Source organism: Caulobacter vibrioides (genome assembly GCF_002858865.1).
GTDB classification, from domain to species: Bacteria; Pseudomonadota; Alphaproteobacteria; order Caulobacterales; family Caulobacteraceae; genus Caulobacter; species Caulobacter vibrioides.
In genome coordinates this window covers 218,516-243,224 of record NZ_PJRR01000019.1, presented here as the reverse complement: position 1 = coordinate 243,224, position 24,709 = coordinate 218,516, and the positions used below count along the sequence as shown (strand labels likewise).

22 protein-coding genes are annotated in these 24,709 nt (G+C 67.9%); 12 read left to right on the top strand and 10 right to left on the bottom strand.

The features are described 5' to 3' along the window. Nucleotides 1-9 precede the first annotated feature (9 nt). Nucleotides 10-1,161 carry a glycosyltransferase family 61 protein gene (locus CVUC_RS15365; protein WP_096033350.1) on the top strand — a complete coding sequence of 384 codons (1,152 nt, stop codon included), beginning with the start codon at nucleotides 10-12 and terminating at the stop codon, nucleotides 1,159-1,161. A 74-nt stretch (nucleotides 1,162-1,235) separates the two neighbouring features. On the opposite strand, the gene CVUC_RS15360 is transcribed toward CVUC_RS15365, so the two are convergent. After that, complete coding sequence (locus CVUC_RS15360; protein WP_010919713.1) at nucleotides 1,236-2,789, bottom strand: DEAD/DEAH box helicase; 1,554 nt, start codon at nucleotides 2,787-2,789, stop codon at nucleotides 1,236-1,238. Nucleotides 2,790-2,910: 121 nt separating this feature from the next. On the opposite strand from CVUC_RS15360, the gene CVUC_RS15355 reads away from it, so the two are divergent. From CVUC_RS15355 to mfd, 3 genes are read left to right on the top strand one after another with little or no spacing between them, the layout of a single operon-like run. Next, nucleotides 2,911-3,642: a class I SAM-dependent methyltransferase gene (locus CVUC_RS15355; RefSeq protein WP_096033349.1), complete on the top strand. Its 732-nt coding sequence runs from the start codon at nucleotides 2,911-2,913 to the stop codon at nucleotides 3,640-3,642. A gap of 23 nt (nucleotides 3,643-3,665) precedes the next feature. Further along, the gene (locus CVUC_RS15350; protein ID WP_164468273.1) at nucleotides 3,666-3,959 is read left to right on the top strand and encodes a succinate dehydrogenase assembly factor 2; all 294 of its coding nucleotides are present in this window, start codon (nucleotides 3,666-3,668) and stop codon (nucleotides 3,957-3,959) included. A 4-nt stretch (nucleotides 3,960-3,963) separates the two neighbouring features. Further along, nucleotides 3,964-7,431 carry a transcription-repair coupling factor gene (gene mfd / locus CVUC_RS15345; RefSeq protein ID WP_096033347.1) on the top strand — a complete coding sequence of 1,156 codons (3,468 nt, stop codon included), beginning with the start codon at nucleotides 3,964-3,966 and terminating at the stop codon, nucleotides 7,429-7,431. 134 nt (nucleotides 7,432-7,565) lie between these two features. Here the strand turns inward: mfd and CVUC_RS15340 are convergent, their stop codons facing one another. Next, complete coding sequence (locus tag CVUC_RS15340; protein WP_096033346.1) at nucleotides 7,566-8,210, bottom strand: DsbA family oxidoreductase; 645 nt, start codon at nucleotides 8,208-8,210, stop codon at nucleotides 7,566-7,568. Nucleotides 8,211-8,291: 81 nt separating this feature from the next. After that, the gene (locus CVUC_RS15335; protein WP_096033345.1) at nucleotides 8,292-9,617 is read right to left on the bottom strand and encodes a diguanylate cyclase domain-containing protein; all 1,326 of its coding nucleotides are present in this window, start codon (nucleotides 9,615-9,617) and stop codon (nucleotides 8,292-8,294) included. Between the two features lie 228 nt (nucleotides 9,618-9,845). Between CVUC_RS15335 and CVUC_RS15330 the strand changes: the two genes are divergently transcribed. Beyond that, nucleotides 9,846-10,973, top strand: coding sequence for a CaiB/BaiF CoA transferase family protein (locus CVUC_RS15330; RefSeq protein WP_096033344.1), 1,128 nt, complete (start codon nucleotides 9,846-9,848; stop codon nucleotides 10,971-10,973). 141 nt (nucleotides 10,974-11,114) lie between these two features. Beyond that, nucleotides 11,115-12,101, top strand: coding sequence for a YihY/virulence factor BrkB family protein (locus tag CVUC_RS15325; RefSeq protein WP_096033343.1), 987 nt, complete (start codon nucleotides 11,115-11,117; stop codon nucleotides 12,099-12,101). Here the strand turns inward: CVUC_RS15325 and CVUC_RS15320 are convergent. The 4 genes from CVUC_RS15320 to CVUC_RS15305 form a co-directional block, all read right to left on the bottom strand. Continuing rightward, the gene (locus CVUC_RS15320) at nucleotides 12,073-12,306 is read right to left on the bottom strand and encodes a sulfurtransferase TusA family protein (RefSeq protein ID WP_096033342.1); all 234 of its coding nucleotides are present in this window, start codon (nucleotides 12,304-12,306) and stop codon (nucleotides 12,073-12,075) included. The genes CVUC_RS15325 and CVUC_RS15320 overlap by 29 nt on opposite strands. Then, nucleotides 12,299-13,039 (bottom strand): pseudouridine synthase, encoded by a 741-nt coding sequence (locus CVUC_RS15315; protein WP_096033341.1) that lies wholly within the window; start codon nucleotides 13,037-13,039, stop codon nucleotides 12,299-12,301. The genes CVUC_RS15320 and CVUC_RS15315 overlap by 8 nt, the downstream gene beginning before the upstream one ends. Continuing rightward, the gene (locus CVUC_RS15310) at nucleotides 13,036-13,944 is read right to left on the bottom strand and encodes a class I SAM-dependent methyltransferase (protein ID WP_101685845.1); all 909 of its coding nucleotides are present in this window, start codon (nucleotides 13,942-13,944) and stop codon (nucleotides 13,036-13,038) included. Before CVUC_RS15310 ends, CVUC_RS15315 begins: the two co-directional genes overlap by 4 nt. Nucleotides 13,945-14,038: 94 nt before the next feature. Continuing rightward, a complete protein-coding gene (locus CVUC_RS15305; RefSeq protein WP_096033340.1) occupies nucleotides 14,039-14,419 on the bottom strand; it encodes a winged helix-turn-helix transcriptional regulator in 381 nt (126 codons plus the stop codon). Between the two features lie 93 nt (nucleotides 14,420-14,512). On the opposite strand from CVUC_RS15305, the gene CVUC_RS15300 reads away from it, so the two are divergent. The 6 genes from CVUC_RS15300 to CVUC_RS15275 all read left to right on the top strand — a co-directional run bounded on the left by CVUC_RS15300 (nucleotide 14,513) and on the right by CVUC_RS15275 (nucleotide 18,618). Next, nucleotides 14,513-14,833 (top strand): YdhR family protein, encoded by a 321-nt coding sequence (locus tag CVUC_RS15300; protein ID WP_024265742.1) that lies wholly within the window; start codon nucleotides 14,513-14,515, stop codon nucleotides 14,831-14,833. Between the two features lie 195 nt (nucleotides 14,834-15,028). Then, complete coding sequence (locus tag CVUC_RS15295) at nucleotides 15,029-15,400, top strand: VOC family protein (protein ID WP_164468129.1); 372 nt, start codon at nucleotides 15,029-15,031, stop codon at nucleotides 15,398-15,400. Between the two features lie 135 nt (nucleotides 15,401-15,535). Further along, nucleotides 15,536-15,655, top strand: a complete 120-nt coding sequence (locus tag CVUC_RS15290) for a hypothetical protein (RefSeq protein ID WP_101685844.1) — start codon at nucleotides 15,536-15,538, stop codon at nucleotides 15,653-15,655. 221 nt (nucleotides 15,656-15,876) lie between these two features. Further along, entirely contained in the window at nucleotides 15,877-16,986 is a 1,110-nt protein-coding gene (locus CVUC_RS15285; protein WP_096033338.1) for a putative urea ABC transporter substrate-binding protein, read from the top strand. Between the two features lie 55 nt (nucleotides 16,987-17,041). After that, nucleotides 17,042-17,857, top strand: coding sequence for an ABC transporter permease (locus CVUC_RS15280; protein WP_096033337.1), 816 nt, complete (start codon nucleotides 17,042-17,044; stop codon nucleotides 17,855-17,857). Beyond that, the gene (locus tag CVUC_RS15275) at nucleotides 17,857-18,618 is read left to right on the top strand and encodes an ABC transporter ATP-binding protein (RefSeq protein WP_096033336.1); all 762 of its coding nucleotides are present in this window, start codon (nucleotides 17,857-17,859) and stop codon (nucleotides 18,616-18,618) included. Before CVUC_RS15280 ends, CVUC_RS15275 begins: the two co-directional genes overlap by 1 nt. A 40-nt stretch (nucleotides 18,619-18,658) precedes the next feature. Here CVUC_RS15275 and atzF read toward each other — a convergent pair whose 3' ends face one another. The 3 genes from atzF to CVUC_RS15260 are packed head-to-tail and all read right to left on the bottom strand — an operon-like array spanning nucleotide 18,659 to nucleotide 24,700. Continuing rightward, entirely contained in the window at nucleotides 18,659-20,443 is a 1,785-nt protein-coding gene (atzF, locus tag CVUC_RS15270; protein ID WP_096033335.1) for an allophanate hydrolase, read from the bottom strand. After that, nucleotides 20,440-24,063, bottom strand: coding sequence for an urea carboxylase (gene uca, locus CVUC_RS15265; protein WP_096033334.1), 3,624 nt, complete (start codon nucleotides 24,061-24,063; stop codon nucleotides 20,440-20,442). Before uca ends, atzF begins: the two co-directional genes overlap by 4 nt. A 10-nt stretch (nucleotides 24,064-24,073) precedes the next feature. Beyond that, nucleotides 24,074-24,700 carry an urea amidolyase associated protein UAAP2 gene (locus CVUC_RS15260; RefSeq protein WP_096033333.1) on the bottom strand — a complete coding sequence of 209 codons (627 nt, stop codon included), beginning with the start codon at nucleotides 24,698-24,700 and terminating at the stop codon, nucleotides 24,074-24,076. Nucleotides 24,701-24,709 lie beyond the last annotated feature (9 nt).

Below are 24,709 nucleotides of genomic sequence, written 5' to 3'. Positions count from 1 at the left end.
AAGCGGGGCATGACCGCGTCGATTTCCTTGCGCCTCGTCGTAGAGGCGCGCGACCTGCCGCCCATGCTGCCGGACGTCCTGCGCGAGCGCTTTGACCGAGGCGAGACCGGCGTGGCCTGGGCGCCTGAGCATGACGCTTCAGTCGGCGCGCCGCTTGGCGTGTTGGGTGGTCCGGAAGCGACGGCCTGGCCGTTCGCGATCTCGGAGCCGCCGCCTGTCAATGTTCCGGCCCTTTGCGCGGTTGGACCTTGCTGGTGGTATCCCAGCTTCGGCGCGGTGATCGGAAACGATGGCGCGCTTTATAACGCCACGGTCGGCGAGGCGCGGCACGGCTCCGCCGATCTGTCCGCGATCCCTGGCGTCGCCTCCGGAGGAACCCGGCTTGTGCCGCCGGAGGACGCTCCGGTCCTGGACGGCGGTGCGGTGTTCATGCCCTGGGGCGCGGGCTTCAACTACGGTCATTTCGTCATTGATGCGCTCCCGTCGATCCTGGCCCTGGAGCAGGCGGGTCTGCTGCACGACACGCCGCTTCTGGCGCCCCGCCTGACCGATTGGCAGCGCGAGCTGATCGCCATGGCCACACCCGGTGTGCGGCTTCAGGAAGTCGACGCGCCTGCAGTTCGTCTTGGACGCGCGGTGTTCGCCACCAGCATGGATCACTTCCTGCACCACCCGAACGGGCTGCTGGCGACCCTGGCCGAACGGGTGACCGCGAACGCGCCCAAGGGCGCCGGCGCGCGGCGGGTCTATCTGTCCCGGCGCGGGCAGTCGATGCGGGTGATGGTGGGAGAGGCCGCCTTCGAACGCGCCTTGCAGGCGCGAGGATTTGTCATTGTGCGCCCCGAAACCCTGGGTGCGCGCGCGCAGGTCGCCTTGATGCGCGACGCAGAGATCATCGTCGGCGCCAGCGGCGCGGCCCTCGCCAATGCTGTGTTTTTGCCCCGGGGCGCACGGGTGATCGAGATTCAGCCGACGAACTTCACCAGTCAGTGGGTGAGGGCGGCCTGTCGCCAGGTCGGGGTCGAATGGCGCGGCTATGTTTGCGCCTCACCCTGTCCAGCTCACGCCGCGCCGTTGCTGGCCCGCCTGAGACGGGGCTTCAAGTTCGCGTTCAGGCCGGATCTGGACGACCTGCTTAGTTTCGTCGACGCCGCGCTGTAGGCAGCATCGACCCCAAACGAAAAAGCGCCGGACGATCGCCCGGCGCCTTCGTAATCCTCGATGGATCTTGCCGACTACTTCGCGCCGCGCGGCGGGCGCGCGAGGAAGGCGGGCACGTCCGAGCCGAAGCCGACCACGCGACGATCATCGTCGTCGCGGTCACGGACCGGCTGAACCCCGCGCACCGGGCGTTCAGGACGCTCGGCGCGGGCCGGGCGCTCGGCTTCGACCGCGGTCGGCGCAGGCGCGGCGGCCTTGGGCTCGCGCTCACGGCGCGGCCGGCGTTCGCGCGCAGGGCGCTCCTCGGCCATCGCTGGGGTGTCGACGATTTCGGCGACAGCCTCCGCCGGCGCTTCGACCGTTTCTTCGGCGCGCTCGCGGCCACGACCGCGTCCGCGCGCGGGGCGCTCGCTGCGTTCACCACGCTCGCCACGATCACGGTCGCGGCCCCCGCGCTTGCGGTCGCCCTCGCGCTTGACGGTGACGGCGTTGGAGTAGTCGAGGTCCAGCTTTTCTTCGTCCGGCGTCGAACCGATCAGCTTGATGACCTTGTCGAAGCCCTTGTCGTCGGCCGGCGTGACCAGCATGTAGGTGATGCCCGTCCGGCCCGCGCGGCCGGTGCGGCCGATGCGGTGGACATAGTCGTCGGCATGGTGCGGCACGTCATAGTTGAAGACGTGGCTGACGGCCGGGATGTCGAGGCCACGCGCGGCGACGTCCGAGGCCACCAGGATCTTCAGCGCGCCCGAGCGGAAGTCCGCCAGGGTCTTCATCCGCTGGGTCTGGTCGAGGTCGCCGTGGATGGGGGCGGCGTCATAGCCGTGCACCTTCAGCGACTTGGCGACGATGTCGACCTCGGTCTTGCGGTTGCAGAACACGATGCCCGTCTCGATGCCGGCCTTTTCGATCAGGGCCCGCAGCGCCAAGCGCTTGGCCTTCGGATCAGAAGAGGGAACCTTGACCAACAGCTGGGTGATGTTGGCGTTGGTGGTCGCAGGACGCGCCACCTCGATCCGCACCGGATCGCGCAGAAACTGCTTGGTCAGGCGGGTGATTTCCGGCGGCATCGTCGCCGAGAAGAACAGGGTCTGCTTCTTGGGCGGCGTCATCTTGAAGATGCGCTCGATGTCCGGGATGAAGCCCATGTCCAGCATGCGGTCGGCCTCGTCGACGACGAGGAACTGCACGCCGGTCATCAGGAGCTTGCCGCGCTCGAAGTGGTCGAGCAGGCGGCCCGGCGTGGCGATCAGCACGTCGACGCCGCGATCGAGCTTCTTTTCCTGGTCGCCGAACGACACGCCGCCGATCAGCAGGGCCCAGGAGAGCTTGGTGCCCTTGGCGTACTTCTCGAAGCTGGCGGCCACCTGGTCGGCCAGTTCGCGGGTCGGGGCGATGACCAGGGCGCGCGGCATGCGGGCCTTGGCGCGACCCGACTGCAAGCGGTCGATCAGCGGGAGGGTGAAGGCGGCGGTCTTGCCGGTGCCCGTCTGGGCGATGCCGAGGACGTCCTGGCCCGCGAGGGCGACGGGAATGGCCTGGGCCTGGATGGGGGTCGCAGTGGTATAGCCGGTGTCGGCGACCGCCTGCAGGGTCGTGGGCGATAGCCCTAGGTCGGTGAATTCAGTCATTACACGCTGATCTGCGGAGCCGCCCGTGCTTGGGCGAGCGGGCGGCGCGGATTCGCCAGACCTGCTCCGAAGTTGGGGATAAATAGGCGGAAAGTCGGCAAAGTCAATCGTCGCGAGGGCGATGCGGAGTATTCGAAAGATGAGTGACGGGGGGTGGAAAAATTCCGCCAAGGCCTGGATCGCCGATATGGGCGAGCAGGGCGACTATGGTCGGCGTTATGTTCTCGATGCGCCGATGATCGCACGCCTGCGCCGACTGAACGGCGGTCGAGCCCTGGATGTCGGCTGCGGGGAAGGGCGGTTCTGCCGCATTCTGCGGGCCGAAGGCTTCGATCCGGTCGGGTTGGATCCGACCGTCGAGCTGCTCGAGGCGGCGCGGGCGCGTGGCCCGGGCGGAACCTATGTCGAGGGCCGCGCCGAGGATCTTGCGTTCGCCGACGCGAGTTTCGATCTGGTGGTGTCGTGTCTGTCGTTGATCGACATCGAAGCGGCGGACCGCGCGATCGCCGAGATGGCCCGCGTCCTCAAGCCGGGCGGGACCTTGCTCATCGCCAACCTGACCAGCTTTTCCAGCGCCCGCGCCAAAGACGGCTGGCAGACAAACCTTCTAGGGCGACGCACCCACTTCGCTATCGACCACTATCTGGCGGTTCGCGCCAAGTGGGAGGAATGGCGCGGCATCCGGATCATCAACTGGCACCGGCCATTGAAGGACTACATGCAGTGGTTCCTGGCGCAGGGCCTCGTCCTGACTCATTTTGACGAACCCGCGCCCACCGGCGGCGATCCGTCGCGTGCTGACAGGTACCGACGTGCCCCATGGTACGTGATCATGGAGTGGCGCAAGCCCTGACGCCGCTCTATATCCGCCCGCACATGACCATAGACCACGACTCCCGCCTTCGACGCCTTCGTTTCCGCGCCTGGCACCGCGGTTTTCGCGAAGCGGACCTCATTCTGGGGCCGTTTGCGGACACCCATGGGCCGAACCTGACGCCCGAGCAGTTCGACACGCTCGAGACGCTGCTCGAACAGTCGGATCGCGAGATCTACGCCTGGATCGTCGGGCAGGAGCCGACGCCGGCGGAATTCGAAACGGACGTCATGGCGATGATCCGTACGTTCCGGTTCCAGGCGCACGCGTCGCGCCCGGCGGGTGATGGCGCCTGACGCCATGAGCTACGACGCCAAGCAAATCGCCAAGGCCGCCGGCGGCCTGACCCTGGCCGGCGCGCCGGAGGGCTTTGACGCGCTGGTCATGGCCGACATCGCCCGCGCGCGCGGCGGCCTGACCGCCTTCGTCGCGCGCGACACCGCCCGGGCCGGGGCCTTCATCGACGCGCTGAAGTTCTTCGCGCCCGAGATCGAAGCGGTGCTTTTCCCGTCGTGGGACTGCCTGCCCTACGATCGGATCGGTCCGTCGTCGGGCGTCTCGGCCACCCGTATGGCCACGCTCTCGCGTCTGGCGCGGGGTCTGGGCGACAGCAAGGCCGCTATCCTGGTGATCGCCGCGCCGGCGCTTCTGCAGCGGGTGCCGACCAAGGATGTCCTTCTGCGCGCCTCGTACTCGGCCAAGGTCGGTAACAGCGTCGATATCAAGGACCTGGAGCGCTACTTCGCCGTCAACGGCTACACGCGCGCCTCCACCGTGTCGGAGCGGGGCGAGTTCGCGATCCGGGGCGGGGTGATCGACGTCTATCCGCCGGCCGCCGAGGAGCCGGTGCGGCTGGACCTGTTCGGCGACACGTTGGAGAGCATCCGCGCCTTTGATCCCGAGACCCAGCGCTCGACTAAGCAACTGAAGGAGATCGACCTTCTGCCGGTCAGCGAGGCGTTGCTGGACGCCGACGGCATCTCGCGCTTCCGCAAGGGCTATGTCGCCGAGTTCGGCGCGCCGGGCGATGATGCGCTGTACGCCGCCGTCAGCGAAGGCGGCCGCCGCGCCGGTCTCGAACACTGGCTGCCGCTGTTCTACGAGCGGATGGCGACCCTGTTCGACTATCTGCCCGCCGGGGCCCTAATCGGCGTCGATAACCAAGCCACCGAAGCGCGCGATGAGCGCCTGGCCATGATCCAGGACGCCTATGAGGCGCGCGCCAGCGCCGATCGCAAGTCGGCCTATCGCCCCCTGGCGCCCGAGGCCCTGTACCTGACCGCCGAGGAATGGGAGCGCGAGCTTTCCGACCGCACCCATCGGCGCTTCACGCCGTTCCAGCCTCAGGGTCTGGACGTCGTCGACCTGGGCGCCAAGCTTGGCCGGGTGTTCGCCGCCGAGCGCGCGCAGGACAGCGTCAATCTCTTCGAAGCCACCGCCGACCACGCGAAGAAACTGGCGGCCGAAGGCAAGCGCGTGCTGTTCGCCTCGTGGTCGGAGGGCTCGTCCGAGCGCCTGGGAACCATGCTGGCCGACCACGGCCTGAAGAAGATCCCCTATGCCGGCTACTGGCAGGCGGCCAAGGCCAATGATCCCAAGGTCCCCCAGCGGGTCGTCCTGCCGCTGGACCACGGCTTTGAGACCGACAGCCTGGCGGTCATCTCCGAAACCGACATTCTGGGCGATCGCCTGGCCCGCCCGCGCAAGAAGCGCCGCGCCGCCAACTTCCTGGCCGAGGCCAGCGCCCTGACGCCGGGCGACCTCGTCGTCCACATCGATCACGGCATCGGCCGGTATGAGGGCCTGAAAACGCTCGATGTACAGGGCGCGCCGCACGACTGCCTGGACCTGCTCTATGGCGGCGAGGCCAAGCTTTATCTGCCCGTCGAGAACATCGACCTCTTGACCCGCTACGGCGCGGCCGACGCCGAGAACGTGCAGCTGGACAAGCTGGGCGGCGCGGCCTGGCAGGGTCGCAAGGCCAAGGCGAAAGAACGCCTACGGGTCATGGCCGAGGGCCTGATCCAGATCGCCGCCGCCCGCCAGCTCAAGACCGTCGAGGAGACCGACCCGCCGTCGGGCGTGTTCGACGAGTTCTGCGCCCGCTTCCCCTACGAGGAGACGGACGATCAGCTCAGCGCCATCCACGACGTTCTGGAAGACCTGTCGTCCGGCAAGCCGATGGACCGTCTGATCTGCGGCGATGTGGGGTTCGGCAAGACCGAAGTGGCCCTGCGCGCGGCCTTCGTGGTGGCGATGAGCGGCAAGCAGGTCGCCATCGTCTGCCCGACGACGCTGCTGGCCCGCCAGCACTACAAGACCTTCAAGGACCGCTTCCAGGGCTGGCCCGTGAAGGTCACGCGCCTGTCGCGCCTGGTCACCGGCAAGGAAGCCGCCGAGACTCGCGAGGGCCTGGCCAACGGTCAGTTCGAGATCGTGGTCGGCACTCACGCCATCCTGTCCAAGCAGGTGTCGTTCAAGGATCTGGGCCTCGTGATCGTCGACGAGGAGCAGCACTTCGGGGTCAAGCACAAGGAGAAGCTCAAAGAGCTTCGCGCCGACGTGCACATGCTGACCCTGACCGCCACGCCGATCCCGCGCACCCTGCAGATGGCGCTGAGCGGCATTCGAGAAATGTCGATCATCGCCACGCCGCCGGTCGATCGCCTGGCGGTGCGCACCTATATCAGCCCGTTCGATCCGGTGACCCTGCGCGAGGCCCTGCTGCGCGAGAAGTATCGCGGCGGCCAGTCCTATTACGTGGTGCCGCGCATCAAGGACCTGGAGGACATCGAGAAGTTCCTCCGCACGCAGGTTCCGGAGGTGAAGTACGTCGTCGGCCACGGTCAGATGGCGGCCACCCAGCTGGAAGACGTGATGACGGCCTTCTATGAGGGCCAGTACGACGTGCTGCTCGCCACCACGATCGTCGAAAGCGGTCTCGACATCCCGTCGGCCAACACCCTGATCGTCCACCGCGCCGACATGTTCGGCCTGGCTCAGCTCTATCAGATCCGGGGCCGCGTCGGCCGCTCCAAGGCCCGCGCTTACGCCTATCTGACGACGCCGGTCGAGAAGTCGCTGACCCTGTCGGCCGAGAAGCGTCTGCAGGTGCTGCAGTCGCTGGATAGCCTGGGCGCCGGCTTCCAGCTGGCCAGCCATGACCTTGACCAGCGCGGCGGCGGCAACCTCCTGGGCGACGAGCAGAGCGGCCACATCAAGGAGATTGGCGTCGAGCTCTACCAGCAGATGCTGGAGGACGCCGTCGCCGAGCTGCGCCAGCGTCAAGGCCAGGAAGCCCTGCTGGAGGATCGCGGCTGGTCGCCGCAGATCAACACCGGCGCGGCCGTGATGATCCCGGACGACTATGTGCCGGACCTCAATGTGCGCCTGTCGCTGTATCGCCGCCTGTCCGAGGCCGAACAGGCCGCCGACCGCGAAGCGCTGGCCGCCGAGATGATCGACCGCTTCGGCCCGCTGCCGCCCGAAACCGACAGCTTGCTGAAGGTCGTGGCCATCAAGGGCCTGTGCCGCGAGGCCAATGTCGCCAAGATCGACGTCGGCCCCAAGGGCGCGGTGGCCAGTTTCCGGGGTGACAGCTACGCCAACCCGCTGGGGCTGATGCAGCATGTCGCCAAGAACAGCCTGATCTGGAAGGTCCGCCCCGATCAGAAGGTCGTCATCAAGGGCGAATGGGACACTCCGGCCCAGCGTCTGGACGCGGCCGAGAAGATCCTGACGGTCCTGGCCAAGCTGGCGAAGGGGTAGGGGCTTTAATGTCCCCTCCCCTTGATGGGGAGGGGTAGGGGTGGGGTGAACCCAACGGCTGATGTCGGGCGCGGCCGCCACCTCAGCAGTCACCCCATCCCCGACCCTTCCCCATCAAGGGGAAGGGAGAAACCCTAAGCCGCCAGGGCCTGGTCGATCGCCTGGGCGATGCGCTCGGGGGACTCGGCGCCGACGACGGCGACCTTGCCGGCGAAGATGGCGAACGGCACGCCGGTCACGCCGCCCTGGACGGCCATGGCGTGCTCGCGCGCCACGGCCTCCTTGTCGGCCCCTTCAGAGAGCAGTTGCAGCACCACCAGACGTTCCATCCCCGCCGCCTCGGCGATATCGCCCAGCACGATGGGATCGCCGATGTCGAGACCCTGCTCGAAATAGGCCTTGAACAGCGCTTCTACGACCTCGTCTTGCACGCCGGCCGTCAGGGCCCAGCGGATCAGGCGATGGGCGGCGTTGGTGTTCGGCGACAGGCCGATGGCCTCGAAGTTGAAGACGATGCCTTCCTCGGCGCCGCCCTCAACCAGCGCCGTATGGACGGCCTTGAGTTTCTCCGGGTCCTTGAACTTCTGGGCCATATAGGCTTTGCGATCGACGCCGTCTTCGGGGAGCGTCGGGTCCAGCTGGTAGGGCCGCCAGATCAGCTGGGCTTTCAGGTCGGGACGCAGGGCTATGGCCGATTTCAGGCGCCGCCAGCCCAGATAGCACCACGGGCAGACGACATCGGCCACGACGTCGATGATCATGGCTTGCGGCTGGCTCATGGCGAACTCCCTCGGAAACACCGTCCGCTAAAGGACGTGGCCCATATAGGGCGCGTGACCTTGCGCCCCAAGCGACAAGCGTCAGCCCGCCTCGCGCTTGAGCGCGGCGGCGGCGGCCCGTTCCAGGGCCTTCACCGCGCCTTCACCCGGCTGCACCTCGGCCACGCCGATATCGAATTCGCAGACGAACGGCGCGCGGTCCTCGCCGGCGTCGAAGGCGGTGCAGCCGATGACGGCGGCGATCCGTTCGGCGGCGGCGCGGGCGGCGTTCTGGTTGGTGGCGGGCAGGGCCAGGGCGAACACCTCGGTCGCCAAACGCGCCGGCGTATCCTCGACCCGCACCAAGCGCCCCACCATCGAACCGATCTGCGGAATGGCGCGGTCCAGCCAGCCGTTCTTGCGCGCCCAGACGGTCTCGGGCTTGTCGGCGACGCGCAGGACACAGATCGACAACGGCCGCGACCGCTCGCGCGCGGCGCCGGCCAGTCGCGCCAGATGGGCGGCGAACAGATCACGGGTGAAGAGGCCCGTGGCGGCGTCCATCAGGCCCGAGCTGCGCGCCTTCTCCAGCGCGCCGCGAATGGATTCGCCGCGACGGAAATTGCGCGCCAGCTCCATGACCCGCATGGCCGTCTCGCGCTCGGGCGTCTCGGGCGAGGCGACGTCGGAAACGCCGCGATGGAAGGCCTCCGACATCGTCACATAGCTTTCAGCCTTCAGGTAAAGCAGGGCCGGAATGTGGAACAGGCGCGTGTTGCGGCGCATGCCGGCGGCGATCGACAGCGCCTCTTGCTGGCTGTCGCCCGCCCACAGCACCACCGAGTCGAACGGCCGCTCGTGCAGATAATCAAAGGCCGTATAGGCCGTGAAGGCGCCGACCACCTCCGCGCCGCTGGCTTGCAGCGCGTTGGACAGGGCCAGGAACTGCGGCGCGGGCTCGCCGACCGCCAGGATGCGGTAGGGCGCGTCGGAGGGCTCCGGCAGGTCGAGGCGGCGGCCGCGTTCGCCGAAGGTCTCAAGGCGAAGCTCGAACTCTTCCTCGGCGATCGCGGTGCGGACCAGCGATTCCAGGCGCAGCGCCGCCTGCGACGGGTGCAGGGGCGGGGAGAGCGTCAGGTCGAACGCCTGGTTGCGGAAATCGGCGTCCGGTTCGCTGATCGCGATCACCGGCAGACGGCGCGGCGCGACCGCAGCCTTCAGGCGACGCGCCAGGGTCTGGGTCTCGGGGCCGGCGCTGGCCAGATCGACGATCACCGCCTCGATGGGCAGATCGCCCAAGGCCGCGAGCGCAGCATAGGGGCCGCGCGCGGTGATCGTGCGCCAGCCCAACCGGTCCAGCCCTTCGGCCAGCGGTCCGGCGCGCACATCATCGCGCGCCACGATCAGAATCCGGGCGTCAACCGCCAAACCAACCTCCGCCCGAACACACGCCACGCCGCCCCCGTCGGGACCGCCGGGATTCGGCGCTGCACCATAGCAGAGGGTGCGCGCCTTCAAAGCCGCGCAACGCCGCAGCCTGGGGGCGAATCGAAGATCGTTCGCGGGGCGCTGATCCAGGCTTGCCTGACCGAACGTCAGTATCGCTCTACTGCGCGCAATCGGCCAGGTTCGAAGGGTCGACAGGGAGATCGCGTCATGGGCCAGGGGCCGCTTTCGGGACTGAAGATCGTGGAGTTCGCCGGCATCGGACCGGGGCCGTTCTGCGGCATGTTGCTGTCGGACCTGGGCGCGGACGTCGTGCGCATCGACCGCAAGGGCCAGGGGCGCGGCTCGCCGTCCGACGTGACCGCGCGCGGCCGCCGTTCCGTGGCGCTGGACCTGAAGAATCCCGACTCGATCGAGACCTGCCTCAAGCTGCTGGAGCAAGCCGACGGCCTGATCGAGGGCTTCCGCCCCGGGGTCATGGAGCGCCTGGGCCTTGGCCCCGATGTCGCGCTCGCGCGCAACCCGAGGCTCGTCTATGGGCGCATGACCGGCTGGGGTCAGACCGGCCCCTACGCCAAGGCGGCCGGCCATGACATGAACTATATCGCCATCACCGGCGCCCTGCACGCCATCGGCACGACCGACAAGCCGGTGCCGCCGCTGAACCTGGTCGGTGATTTCGGCGGCGGGGCGCTGTATCTGGCCTTCGGCCTGTTGGCGGGGGTGATCCACGCGCGCTCGACCGGGCAGGGGCAGGTGATCGACTGCGCGATGAGCGACGGCGCGGCCTCGCTGATGGCCATGTTCTACGGCTTCAAGGCCGCCGGTCTGTGGGGCGAAGGGCGGCGGGCGAACCTGCTCGACGGCGGCGCCCACTTCTACGACACCTACCAATGCTCGGACGGCAAGTGGATTTCGATCGGCTCGATCGAGCCGCAGTTCTACCTGCTTCTGCTGGAAAAGACGGGGATTTCCGACCCGCAGTTCCAGCATCAGATGAGCCGCGAGGAGTGGCCGCAGCTTCGCGAGAAGCTGGCCGCCGTCATCCAGACCAAGACCCAGGCCGAATGGTGCGCGATCATGGACGCCTCCGACGTCTGCTTCGCGCCGGTCCTGACCATGGATGAGGCCCCCGGCCACGCGCACAACGCCGCTCGCCAGACCTTCGTCGAGGTGGCCGGCGTCACCCAGCCCGCGCCCGCGCCCCGCTTCTCGGCGACGCCGGGCGCGATCCAAGGACCGCCGCCGAAGATCGGCGGTCACAATGACGAGGCCTTGGCCGACTGGGGCTTCAGCCCTGGGGCGATCGAGGCGCTGAAGGCCTCCGGCGCGCTCTGAATTCCGTTCAGGCGCCGTTCAGGCGGGATTTTCTAGGGTGCGAGCGTCGGTCGGTCGTCGCGCCCATCCGTCCCTCGAAGCGGCGATCGGTTCACAGGCCCGTCCTGCGGAGACGCGCCGCCTCCCCAAGGCGGCGCGTCTTTGACTTCGAGAGGCCGCGCGGCCATGGTCCGGCGGATGCACGACCCGCTGCAACGCATCCGCTGGCGCGACCTCGACCTTGATCCGATCCATTGGGTCCGCGAAATCCTCCGCGTGCTGGGGCTTGCGCTGTCCCGGCTCTGGGGGCGCGACGTCATGCTCTATGTCGGCGGCGTCTCGTTTTTCGCGCTGCTGGCCGTCTTTCCGGGCCTGGCGATTCTGATCGGCCTCTACAGCTTCTTCCTGACGCCGGAGACCGCCGCCTGGCAGGCGGTGAAGCTCGCCGAACTGATTCCCTCCGGCGCGCGCTCGATCGTGCAGGATGAGCTCTCCCGGCTAGCACACGCGCCCGGGCAGACCGTTTCGCTGCAGAGCGGCGTCGTCCTGATCGTCGGCGCCTACGCCGCGCACCGGGGCTTCAAGGCCCTGCTCGCGGGCCTGTCGTTCATCCACGACGAGGAGAACCAGCGCGGCTTTCTGGGCTTCAACCTGATGGCCTTGCTGGTCCTGATGGCGGCCTTCGGCCTGCTCTTCATCATGTCGGGCATCTTCCTGACCCTGCGCCTGCTCAACTCGGCCCTGGAGCTACGACCGCTGGAGGGCGTCTCCTGGATCCAGTCCGAATGGACCTGGGCCAGCTTCGGCATCGTGGTCGGGATGAGCCTCGTCTATCGCTACGCCATGTCCCGAGGGATCGTCGGCTGGCGCGCCTCGATCGCCGGCGGGGTGGCCGCCGCTGCGCTCTGCGTGTTCATGTCCTGGGCCAGCGCCTTCTATGTCGAGAAGGTCGTCCATCTGGGCGCGACCTACGGCTCGATCTCGGCCGTGATCATCTTCCTGATCTGGCTGTCGTGGAGCGTGAACGCCATTTTCTTCGGCGGGGCGCTGGCCACCGAGGTTGAGATCGCTCTGGATGAGCGGCCGCGCGCCCTTCTGGAAGGCCCGCGTCCGATCGCGCTCAAGGCGCCTTCCGAACCCGAATCCTGATCACGCCGCCGTCCAGGTCGGTGACGTCGAGAACCGTCGCGCCCACCTGGCCCGCGAAATGCGGCGCGTCGATCCTGGCCATCGGATCCGTCGCTAGCAGCACGAGTTCCGCGCCGGGCGCGGCCGCCTCGTGCGCCTTGCGCAGCTTCAGGGTCGGCACCGGGCAGTGATGGCCCCGCGCGTCGACAACGATCGGCTCAGCCATCGGCGAACACCTGCTCGGCCGCCGCCGCAGTGAGAATGCGATGCTGGCCGGCCGCAAGGTCGTCGGGCAGGGCGATGCCGCCGATCCGCTCGCGATGCAGGGCCACGACGTGATTGCCCACCGCCGCGAACATCCGGCGGACCTGATGATAGCGCCCTTCGGTGATCGTCAGACGGGCTGTGTGGGCGTCCACCACGTCCAGGCTGGCCGGGAGCAGCGGCTTTTCCTCGCTGTCCAGCATCAGCGTTCCGGCGGCGAAAACCTGGCCCTCGGAACCGTTCAGTGGCCGGTCCAGCGTCGCCAGATAGGTCTTGGGCACATGGCGCTTGGGCGAGATGACCCGATGCAGGAAATCACCATCGTCGGTGATCAGGATCAGGCCGCTGGTGTCCTTGTCGAGACGGCCCACCGTCGAGAGCCCCGGGTCCCGCAAGCGCCAGCGGCGGGGCAGCAGATCATAGATCTTCTCGCCGTCTTCCTTGTGCGAGCACACCACGCCCAGCGGCTTGTGCATGATCAGCACCAGCGGCGCAGGCGGATCGACGGGCGCGCCACGAATGGTCATCCGCTCCGGCAGGGTCGCATCGACCGCGATGCGAGCGCCGGCGTCCTTTAGAACCGTCCCGTCGAGCACGACCTTGCCGCCGGCGACCAGGGCCTGGACCTCCTTGCGGCTGCCATAGCCCAGATTGGCCAGCAGCCGGTCCAGCCGCGCCATCAGCGCCTTGCTCATTTCTTCGCCTCGAAGACCTTGTAACCGCCGCCCTCGCCAACCAGTCGCACCTTGCTGAAGCTTTCGCCCAGGATGGCCTCATAGGGCAGATGGCGATTGGCGACGATCCACAGCGATCCACCCTTGCGGAGGGCTTCGGCGGCGGCGCGAATGAACGCTTGGCCCAGCGCCTTGTCTTCGCCGCCGCCCTCGTGGAACGGGGGATTGCTGACGACGAAGTCGAGATCCTTCAGGCCGGTCTGACGCGCATCGGCCCAGACGATTTCGGCCCGCGGATCGGTGACGTTGCGCCGCGACACCTCTACGGCGCGGTGATCCAGCTCGACGAGCGTGAGCTTGGTGACCTTCGGCGAGGCCAGCACATTCAGGGCCAGCAGTCCAATGCCGCTGCCAAAATCCGCACCCACGCCCGAGAAGGCCGGCAGGACCTGGAGGAGGGCGTTCGTACCCGCGTCCAGCCGATCCCAGCTGAAGACGCCGGGCTGGGTCCAGAGGCCATTTTCGGCGATCTGGCGCGGCGCGCCGGCCTTGAGCGCGTCTTCCAGGCCCGGGATCACGCTGGGACGCAGGCAAACGCAGATCCGGTTGTGCCGGCGGGCGCTCTCGCCGACCTCGCAGCCCAGCGCCTGCAGTTCCTTTTTCAGGCGAAGCCCGCCGCGATCCTTGGGGGCGAACACCGTCAAGCGCCCCCCCGGGGACAGGGTTCGGAGCGCGTGCGCCAGCACATAACGCCGCTCGACGGCGCCGGCGGGGGCGCGAGCCGTCACGGCATCGAAGGTTTCGTCGGCGACGGTCGCCAGATCAGTGGAGCCTACGATCAGCGGCGACAGCTGCACGGCGTCGGACGCGCAAGGCGCCAGATCATGATCGGGCAGGCCATAGAGCGCGGTGCGGTTCGCCGACATGCTTGTCCTGAAGCCCTTTTTGCTTGGTGGGGTGGATTTAACCGAGGCGCGCCATCCGGTTACGCAGATTCCACGCCGAGTTCAGCGGAAATCCCTATTGGCTCAGCGCGATCCGCGTCTCGTCCTGCCGTTGGTCTCGATGCGCCAGGATGGTTTCATAGTGGGCGACAACCCATTGCTCCAGGGTGCGGGCAAGCGCGCTGAGCGATTGGCCCAGCTCGGTCAGGCGATACTCCACCCGAGGTGGGACCTCGGGATAGCTGATCCGCTCGACAAATCCGTTCTGCTCCAGATCCCGCAGGGTTTGGGTCAGCATCTTCTGCGAGATGCCGCCGATCTGACGCATCAGCGATCCTGTGCGCACGGGCCCCTGTTGCAGGCAGCACAGGATCAGGATCGCCCACTTACCGCCGATCAGATCCAGCATCTCCCGCGACGGGCAGCGCATGTCATAGGGGTTGGCCGGCAGGAACATGGTTCAAATATTACCAAAAGGTGCGTACTTTCCATTGGGAACCATAGGGCATAGCTAGCGAGGCATCAATCCACGCCATGGAGCGTCCCCAAAATGTCTCAGCCCAACCGCGTTTATCTCTATGCCGAGTTCCAGAATTCCGCGCCCTTCACCAAGGCGATCTGGGGCGACGCCAACCCCGCCATGCAGACTGTGCCGGGTCTGCGCAGCAAGACCTGGCTCAGCGGACTGAACACCCAGTCTGTCGGCGGTTTCTACGAGTTCGATTCCGTCGAGAACGCCCGCGCCTATGCGGAAGGCATGCTCGCCGGCTTCGCCAAGGCGGCGGGCGCCAGCCTCACGGTCAAGCTTTTTGACGGCGACGTGGTGGCTGAAGCGAGCCGGGGAATGAGCTCGCCGTACTACGCTGACTAATGCAGAATCGTCCCGGGCAGCACAGCGATCTGGCCGGGACGTCCCGGAGTCGGCAATGGGGGTGTGCGCGGACTTGCTCTGCTATTGGGCGACCGTCGAACTGCCAAAGCGGCCGCGGTATTGATCATCCGCAACGCTTTCCCACCTTGGACCCACGGACTTCAAGCGTCTGTCTTGCCGCCATGGACTGGAGACATGAGGAACCCCGTCTATCATTTTGAGATTCCCGTCATGGATATGGATCGAGCGGTCCGGTTCTATGAAAGCGTATTTGGCTGGGCCTTAGATCAGCGAACCGTTGATGGCTACGCGATGGCGTTCTTCCCGCGTGCGGAGGACTTGCCTGGGGCCAGCGGCGCGCTGGCGAAGGGCGACGTTTATGTTCCGTCCAATACCGGGTCGATCATCTATTTTGATGTCGACGATATCGATGCGACGCTCAGACGCGTCGGAGCGCAGGGCGGCGCGGTCCTCTACCCGAAGACCCACGTTGGACCTTGTGGCTATGTCGCCGAAATCTCGGACAGCGAAGGCAACCGTATTGGCCTCACCGCCGCAGGCGATTGAACCTGTTACGCGGACCCATCACGCTCATTTCCGGTCATGCGCCACACGCTGGCGGACGGCTTCTAAGCTTTACTCGCTCTCCGCAGCTCATCCAAATGCGGATCATGGAGACAACTACACAACGTAGAGTGACGAATGGTCTTCTCAGCTCGGCCAGTAGCGACCGCCGCGCGCGGCAAGGCCTTCGCGGAGAATAGACCAGACGCTCGCCATCAGTCTGGACAGCATGTTGATGCGCTCCGCCTCTTGGCCTGACGGTTAGGCTACCCGGTCTGCGCGGCAACCGTGCGCCATCGCTCGGGGGTGATCGGGGGTTGGGAACGGCGCGCAATGCGGCGCCTCTATTCGGGAGCGGCCTGCTTTTTTGGCATAGGGGCCGAGATCAACGCCGCCGACTGGCGCTCCGCCAGTATTACGATTGCGATACTTCGTAATATGCAAAACGCTCTCTTCAGCGAATTCGGAGGGAGCCGCTGATGAGCATTCAGTTCACCCGCAAGCGTTTCATGGCCGCCCTGGCCGTCTCGGTGCTGGCGCTGGCCTCGTGCGGTCCGAAGGCCGCCGATAAAGCCGATCCTGCAGCGGCCGCGCCTGCCGCCAAAACTGAGTACAGGATTGGTTGGACCATCTATGCCGGTTGGATGCCGTGGGCCTATGCGCAGCAGGCCGGTATCGTGAAGAAGTGGGCCGACAAGTACGACGTGAAGATCGAACTGGTGCAGATCAACGACTACGTAGAGTCGCTGAACCAGTTTTCGGCCGGCAAGCTGGACGGCGTCACCGCCACCAACATGGACGCCCTGACCGTACCGGCCGCCGCCGGCAAGGACACCACCGTCCTGATGATCGGCGACTACTCGAACGGCAATGATGGCCTGGTGCTGAAGAACGGCGCCACCCTGGCGGATGTGAAGGGCCGCCCGGTCAATCTGGTCGAGCTGTCGGTGTCGCACTACCTGCTGGCCCGCGCCCTCGAAAAGGCCGGTCTGAAGATGAGCGACGTCAAGACGGTCAACACCTCGGACGCCGACATCGTGGCCGCTTTCGGCGCGACTGAGACCAAGGCCCTGGTCACCTGGAATCCGCAACTGTCGGAAGTGAAGAAGGCTCCGGGAGCCAAGGAAGTGTTCAACAGCGCGATGATCCCCGGCGAGATTCTCGACGGCCTGATGGTGAGCACCGAGGCGCTGAAGGCCAATCCGAACCTGGGCAAGGCGCTCACCGGCATCTGGTATGAGACTCTGGCATTGACGGTCGCTCAGACCCCAGAGGGCAAGGCCGCGCGTGAACAGATGGCCAAGCTGTCGGGCTCGGACCTGGCGGGCTTCGAGGCCCAGCTGAAGACAACCTATCTCTACGCCGACCCCAAGGCCGCCCTGGCGGCGACGGTCAGCCCTGACCTCATCACGGCCAACGACCGGGTGCGCAAATTCAGCTTCAGCATGGGCCTGTTCGGCCAGAGCGCGAAGTCAGTGGACGACATCGGCATCAGCTTCCCAGGCGGCAAGGTCCTGGGCGACCCGAACAACGTGAAGCTGCGGTTCGATCCCGCCTACGTGCAGATGGCCGCCGACGGCAAGCTGTAGATCTCGAAGCAGGGCGGCGGCGCGCGCCCCGCCGCCCCTGGCCCGGACAGAGACCATGCGTCTTTTGAACATCAGGCCGCGCGGCGGTCTCGCCGTCATGCTCGGCGCCGTGCCCCTGCTGGCGGTGGGGTTGCTCTACCTGATGGCCTCCCAGGCCCGTCACGCCGAGAACCCGCGCGACAAGCTGCTGCCGACCCCCGAGGCGATGGCCGAGGCGGTACAGCTGATGGCGAGGGTCGATCCGCTGACCGGCCACGCGCCGCTCTTGGTCGACACGCTTGCCAGCCTGGAGCGCATGGGCCTTGCCCTGGCGATCGCCACCGCCGTCAGCCTGCTGCTGGGCCTGAGCCTTGGTCTGCTTCCACTGTTGCGCGCCAAGTTCGGCCCGCTGGTCGCCGGGATCGCGGTCATCCCGCCGATCGCAGTGCTGCCGATCTTGTTCATCGTCTTCGGCCTGGGCGAAACCGCCAAGATCGCGCTGATCGTGTTCGGCGTGGCGCCGGTGATGGTCCGCGATCTGGCCGCCCACGTCGCCGCCATTCCCGAGGAGCAGTTGGTCAAGGCCCAGACTCTGGGCTCCAGCACGTGGCAGCTGGCCCTGCGGGTGGCCCTGCCGCAGGCGATGCCGCGTCTTATCGACTCGCTGCGGCTGTCGCTGTGTCCGGCCTGGGTCTATCTGATCTCGGCTGAGGCCATCGCCGCCGATGTGGGACTTGGCTACCGGATCTTCCTGGTCCGTCGCTACCTGTCGATGGACCTCATCCTGCCGTACGTCGCCTGGATCTCGCTGCTGGCGGTGATCATGGACGTCACTCTGCGGCTGATCAGCCGCCGCGCCTATCCCTGGGCCTATCCGGAAAGGGGCCGCTGATGGCGCTTCTCAGCTTCCGCAACGTCTGGGTCGAGTACGGCGACAAGGTGGTGCTCGAGAACGTCGAGTTGTCGATCGCCCAGGGCAGCTTCGTCTCCATTGTCGGTCCGTCCGGGGCCGGCAAGAGCACCTTCCTGCGGCTGGTCATCGGTCAAGAAGCGCCGACCCGTGGTGCGATCGACCTGGAGGGCCGGAAGCTGCGCGCCGAGCCCGGGCCGGACCGTGGCGTGGTGTTCCAGAAGTACTCGGTGTTTCCGCACTTGTCGGCGCGCGACAATGTCGTGTTTGGCCTGGACTGCGCTGGCTCGGCCCTGCGCGGCAAGCTCAGCGGCGCCAAGCGGCGCGCGGCCCTGGAGCAAGCCGACGCGATGCTGGCGGCGGTCGGCCTGGGCGACAGCGGTGATCTCTATCCGGCCAAGATGTCGGGCGGCATGCAGCAGCGGCTGGCCATCGCCCAAGCCTTGATCAAGAAGCCGCGCATCTTGCTGCTGGACGAACCGTTCGGCGCCCTGGACCCGGGCGTCCGGCTGGACATGCACGAGCTGATCACCAGCCTTTGGCGCGACAACGGCCTGACCATCATGATGGTCACCCACGACATCAAAGAGGCCTTCAAGCTGGGCACCCGGGTGCTGGCTTTCGACAAGCGCCGCCGTGATCCGCACGCGCCACATCGCTACGGCGCGACGGCGGTCTACGACTTCCCGCTGGACAAGCCCGGCGCGGTCGGGCCCGAGGCGCTGGCGGGTCTGGGCCAGTAGCCCCTCAAGACAACAGAAACGCCTAGCGCACTTGGGGGACTCACCCCTGCAGCGAGGCGATATAGGCCGGCCAGCCGCCCAGGACGGTGATGTCGCTCGCGCCGTTCAGGGCGCGGGGCTCGGCGACGAAACCCTTGACGCTGGTTCCGTCCTCCAGGGTCACCGTACCGATCGCCAGTGGGGCGGGGACCTCAGCGGTGAAGGCCCCGAACGCCGCGACGTCCAGTTCGTAGACTTCGACCAGGATCGACGCCCCGCCGTCGCCGACATGGACGAGCGCCGGCTTGGGCGGGGTGCTCTCGGCCATGGCGTAGAGCTTGTAAGCCGGAGCTGTGCGCGTCGCTGCGACCAGCCGAGCTTCGCGCGAGGTCAGTTGCCAGTGCAGAGGCATGCCTGACAGATGCGCCCCGACCACGGCCAGCTTCACGCCGGGCTTGTGGGGCGTCAGGTCCAGCGGCGGGGTCTCGGCCATGGGGAAGGTCTCCAGATAGACGGCGGCGAGGTCCAGAAGGGCGCGGTCGGCGAAAGCGGGGCCGATGAAGGTGACCCCAAAGCCCGTGCCGTCGGCGCGGAACCCTGCCGGAACCGCCAGGGCCGACAGGTCCAGCAGGTTCACGAAATTGGTGTAGAGGCCCAGATTGGCGTTCAGAGCCAGGGGTTCCGCCTTCAGCGCCTTGACCGTGTAGATGGTCGGCGTCGTGGGCAGGAACAGCGCGTCGGCGGCGGCCCATACGGCCTCGGCCGCCCGGCGATAGGCCTCCAGCGCATAGAGACCGCGGAAGGTCTCGACTCCGGTCACGGCCAGGCCGCCCTGGACGATGGCCCGCACGGTCGGCTCGATGGCGCTGGGCGCGGCGCGCAGCAGCGGCTCGACGGCGGCGGTGCGCTCGGCCACCCAGGGGCCGCTGTAGAGCAGCTTGGCCGCATCCAGCAGCGGGGCTATGTCGACCTCGACGGCGACTGCGCCGGCCGCCTGCAGGCGCGAGACGGCAGAGGCGTACAGCGCCTCGGACTCGCCGTCGCCGAAGAAGATCCGCTGCTCGGGCCGGGGAATCGCCACCCGCAGCCCCGCCAGGGTCAGGGCCGGTTCCGGCTGGGGCGCGGGGCGCGAGTAGGGGTCCTCGGGGTCGAAGGCGGCCAGGACCGCATCGACCCGTCCCGCCCCGTCCAGATCGGCGGCGAACACGCTGATGCAGTCCAGCGAGCGGCAAGCGGGCACGAGGCCGCGCGTGCTCCATCGGCCCTTGCTGGGCTTCAGGCCGACCAGATGATTGAAGGCGGCCGGCACCCGGCCGGACCCGGCGGTGTCGGTGCCCAGCGCGAAGGCGACCAGCCCGGCCGCCACGGCTACGGCCGAGCCCGAGCTGGAGCCGCCGCTCACGAAGGCCTGGTTGAAAACGCAGCGCGGCGCACCGTAGGGGCTGCGCGTCCCGACGAGGCCCGTTGCGAACTGGTCGAGATTGGTCTTGCCGACCAGCACCGCCCCGGCGGCCAGCAGCTGCTCGACCACGGTCGCCGAGCGCCCGGCCGTGTAGGCGAAGGCTGGGCAGGCGGCTGTCGTGGCCAGGTCCGCGACGTCGATATTGTCCTTCACCGCAAACGGGACCCCGGCCAGGGGAAGCGTCTCGCCGGCGGCGATGCGAGCGTCGACGGCGCGGGCCTGGGCCAGAACGGCGGCCTCGGGCAGCCGCAAGGTCCAGACCTGCGGCTGGATCGCGTCGTAAGCCTCGATCGCAGCCAGGGCCGAGCGGGCGACGGACTCCGCCGAGCCGCCGGCGTTTACGCCGGCGGCGATCTCGCCGACGAGGAAGCGCGGGGCGTTCATGCCGCAGCCTCCGCAACCGGGGTGACAGCGATGACCGGCGCGCCGGCGGCGATCGGCTGGCCCGGCTGGGCATAGACGGCGCTGACGACACCGGCCGTCGGGGTTGCGACGTCACACTCAGCCTTCATAGCCTCGATGATCGCGATCACCGCGCCGGCCTCAACGGCCTGACCAGGTTCGACCAGCACCTTCCAGACGTTGCCGCCCAGGGGAGCCTCGACCACATCCGCCCCGGCGGGAACCTCCACAGCGGCGACGGCGTCATCGACCTCGGCGACACCCGATAGCGCCTCGACGCGGGCGAACTCACCCTTGGCCTCCCAGTCGGCGCGCTCGGCGTCGAAGGCGGCTTGGCGACGGCTCTGGAAGGCGGCGATGCTTTCGGCGTTCTCCGCCAGCAGCCGGCGGTAGTCGGACAGGCGGAACGTCTCTTCCTCGATGCGGATCGCTCGACGGCCCAGCGGGAAGTCACGGCGCCATTCGACCAGTTCTTCAGCGCTGACCGGGAAGAAGCGGATCTGGTCGAAGAAGCGCAGCAGCCAGGGCTTGCCGTCAGTAAAGGCGTCGGTCTGGCGCCAAGTGTTCCACACTTGGATCGTGCGGCCGAACAGCTGATAGCCGCCAGGGCCCTCCATGCCATAGATGCACATATAGGCCCCGCCGATGCCAACGACGTTGGGCGGCGTCCAGGTGCGGGCGGGGTTGTACTTGGTGGTCACCAGGCGGTGGCGCGGATCGACCGGCGTCGCCACCGGAGCGCCCAGATAGACGTCGCCCAGCCCCATCACCAGATAGCGGGCGTCGAAGACGATCTTCTGGACGTCGTCGATGCTGTCCAGGCCGTTGACCCGGCGGATGAACTCGATGTTGTCCGGGCACCAGGGCGCGTCGTCGCGGACGGCCTGCATGTACTTGTCGATGGTCTGATAGATCGCCGGATCTTTCCAGCTCAGCGGCAGGTAGACGACGCGCGAGGGGATCTCGAAGTCGTCCAGTCCGCCCAGCCGGTCCTCGGCGGCGACCAGGATGTCCAGCAGCCGGGCCTGGCTGAGGCGGCGGCTGTCATAATGGACCTGCAGCGAGCGGATGCCCGGGGTCAGGTCGATGACCCCGTCCAGCGCCTGGGCCTGCAGATCCAGCAGCAGGGCGTGGATGCGCAGGCGCAGCTCCAGGTCCAGCACGATCGGGCCGTACTCGACCAGCAGGTGCTGGTCGCCCTGGCGGCGGTACAGCACCCGCGGGCGGTGGCCGTCCTGCGGCAGCTCGCGCAGGATCGGGCTGGTCTCAACGTCGATTAAGGCCGGGGCCGGGCGCGGCGGCGCGGCGCCCAGCTGGGCGATCAGCGCTTCCTGCGCCTCCAGAGCGGCGGCGGCGGTCGGATCGTCCACGACCGCGAACCGCACGGTGTCGCCCGGCGCCAGCTGGCCGGCTTTCCAGAGGTCGGCCTCGATGATCACGAAGGGGCAGACGAAGCCACCCAGGGACGGGCCGTCTGGCCCCAGGATGATCGGCATGTCGCCGGTGAAGTCGATCGCACCGATGGCGTAGGCGTTGTCGTGGATGTTGGACGGGTGCAGGCCGGCCTCGCCACCGTCGCGCCGCGCCCATTCCGGCTTGGGGCCCACCAGGCGCACGCCCGTGCGGTTGGAGTTGTAGTGCGCCTTCCAGTCCGTGCCGCCGATCATGGCGACGTCGGCCGGGGTGAAGAAGTCCGGCGCGCCGTGCGGACCGGGCAGCACCCGGATCGTCCAGGTCTTGGTCAGGGCCGGGCGCAGGGGCTCGTCCAGAGCGCCGGGCGGGGCCTCGGGCGCGGGCAGCAGCCGCAGCACGTCGCCGGCGGTCAGGTTGCGGCCGGCGTGGCCGCCAAAGCCGCCCAGGGTGAAGGTCGAGCGGCTGCCCAGATAGGTGGGAACGTCCAGCCCGCCGCGCAGCAGCAGATAGCCGCGCAGGCCCGCTTCGACCACGCGGCCGATCTTCAGGGTCTGACCCGGCCGCACGTCGAACGGCGTGTAGGGCTCGACCGCGACGCCGTCCAACCGGACGTCGAAGCGCGCCCCGGTCAGGCACAGCGTGGCCGGTCGATTGAACTTCAGGATCGGGCCCAGGGCGGTGATCTCAAGACCCGCCGCGTCGTCGGGATTGCCCAGCAGACGGTTGCCCAGCCGGAAGGCCAGGGCGTCCATCGGTCCCGACGGCGGCACCCCAACGTCCCAGTAGCCGCGACGGCCCGGCCAGTCCTGGACGGTGGTCGCCGGACCGCCGCTCAGCACCTGGATGGTGTCCGGCGTCCAGGCGATGGCCTCCAGGGCCCGGGTCGAGACTTCGCCACTGACGAACGGCTGGCTGCGTGCGACCGTCCGCAGCCAGTCGAGATTCGTCTCGATCCCCGCCAGGCGCGTCGCGTCCAGCGCCGCCTGCAGCGCCGCCACGGCGGCGGGACGGTGCTCCGCAATAACGATCAGTTTGGCCAGCATCGGGTCGTAGAAGGCGCTGACCTCGGTTCCGTCGACGACCCAGCCGTCGGCGCGCACCCCCTCGGGGAAAGCGACCTCGGTCAGTACGCCTGCGCTCGGCCGATAGTCCTGGGCCGGGTCCTCGGCATAGAGGCGCACCTGGATCGCCGCGCCGCGCGGGGCCGGCGGCGGCGTGTCGAGGAATGAAAAGTCGCCTGCTGCGCCGCGCACCATCCATTCGACCAAATCCACGCCCGTGACCTGCTCGGTAACGCCGTGTTCGACCTGCAGGCGGGTATTGACCTCGAGGAAGAAGAAGTCGTCGCGGTCGGCGTCGTACAGGAACTCCACCGTGCCGGCCGAGCGGTAGTTCGCCGCCTTGGCCAAACGCACGGCCGCGTCCAGCAGCGCCGTCCGCGTGGCCGCAGACAGGCCGGGAGCGGGCGTCTCTTCGACCACCTTCTGGTTGCGGCGCTGCAAGGAGCAGTCGCGCTCGCCCAGCGCCGCCACCCGACCCGCGCCGTCGCCGAATACCTGCACCTCGATGTGACGCGCCTTGCGGACATAGCGTTCCAGGAAGACCCCGCCGTCGCTGAAATTGCCGGTCGCCAGACGACGGACGGCGGCGAAGGCTTCTTCCACCGCCTCGGCGTTCTCGCAGACCCGCATGCCGATGCCGCCGCCGCCGGCTGTGGCCTTCAGGATCACGGGGAAGCCGATGCGCTGGGCGGCCGCCAGGGCGGCGGCGGGATCGGTCAGGAGGTCGGTGCCTGGCGCCAGGGGCACGCCGTGGGCCTGGGCCAGGTCGCGGGCGGTGTGCTTGAGACCGAAGGCGCGGATGTTGTCGGCGCTCGGGCCGATGAAAGTGACGCCGGCGTCCTCGCAGGCCTGGGCGAAGGCGGCGTTCTCACTGAGGAAGCCATAGCCCGGATGGATGGCCTGGGCGCCGGTCGCCTGGGCGGCGGCCAGCACCAGGTCCGCGCGTAGATAGCTCTCGGCCGCTGGGGCCGGGCCCAGTCGCACGGCCTCGTCGGCCATCGACACGTGCAATGAGCCGGCGTCGGCGTCGCTGAACACCGCCACCGACTTGACGCCCATCGCTCGCAGCGTGCGGATGATGCGGCAGGCGATGGCGCCGCGGTTGGCGATCAGGACCTTGTCGAACATCGGGCGGGTCCTATTGGGCGATGATCATGCGCACCGGCGTCGGATTGAAGCCGTTGCAGGGGTTGTTGATCTGCGGGCAGTTGGAGACCACCACCACCACGTCCATCGCGGCGCGCAGATCGACGAACAGGCCGGGGGCAGAGATGCCGTCAACGATGCCCAGCGCCCCGTCGGCTTCGACCGGCACGTTCATGAACCAGTTGACGTTGCTGACCATGTCGCGCTTGCCGCGCCCCTGGCGGGCGTTGGCGACCAGGAAGTTCTCGACGCAGGCGTGCTGGGCCTTGGTGTGGTGGCCATAGCGCAAGGTGTTGCTCTCGCACGAGCAGGCGCCGCCGATCGTGTCATGATAGGCCACCGCCGTAGCGGTGACGGTCATCATCGCCGCGCCCTCGTTGGACAGCAGCACCGAACCCTCGCGCAGGAAGATATTCTTCTGGGCGGCGATGGTGTCCTGGGCGCTGTAGCGCTCGGCGTCGTCGGCGGCGCTGTAGACCAGGAAGTCGACGGCCTGGTTGCCCTCCAGGTCGACAATGCGCAGGGTCTGGCCGGCCCTGACTGCATGCAGCCAGGGGGCGCGGGCGGGAACCACCTCGTCGTGGACGATGTCGCCCAGGGGCGGGGGAGCGAAGGCCATGGCGGCGTC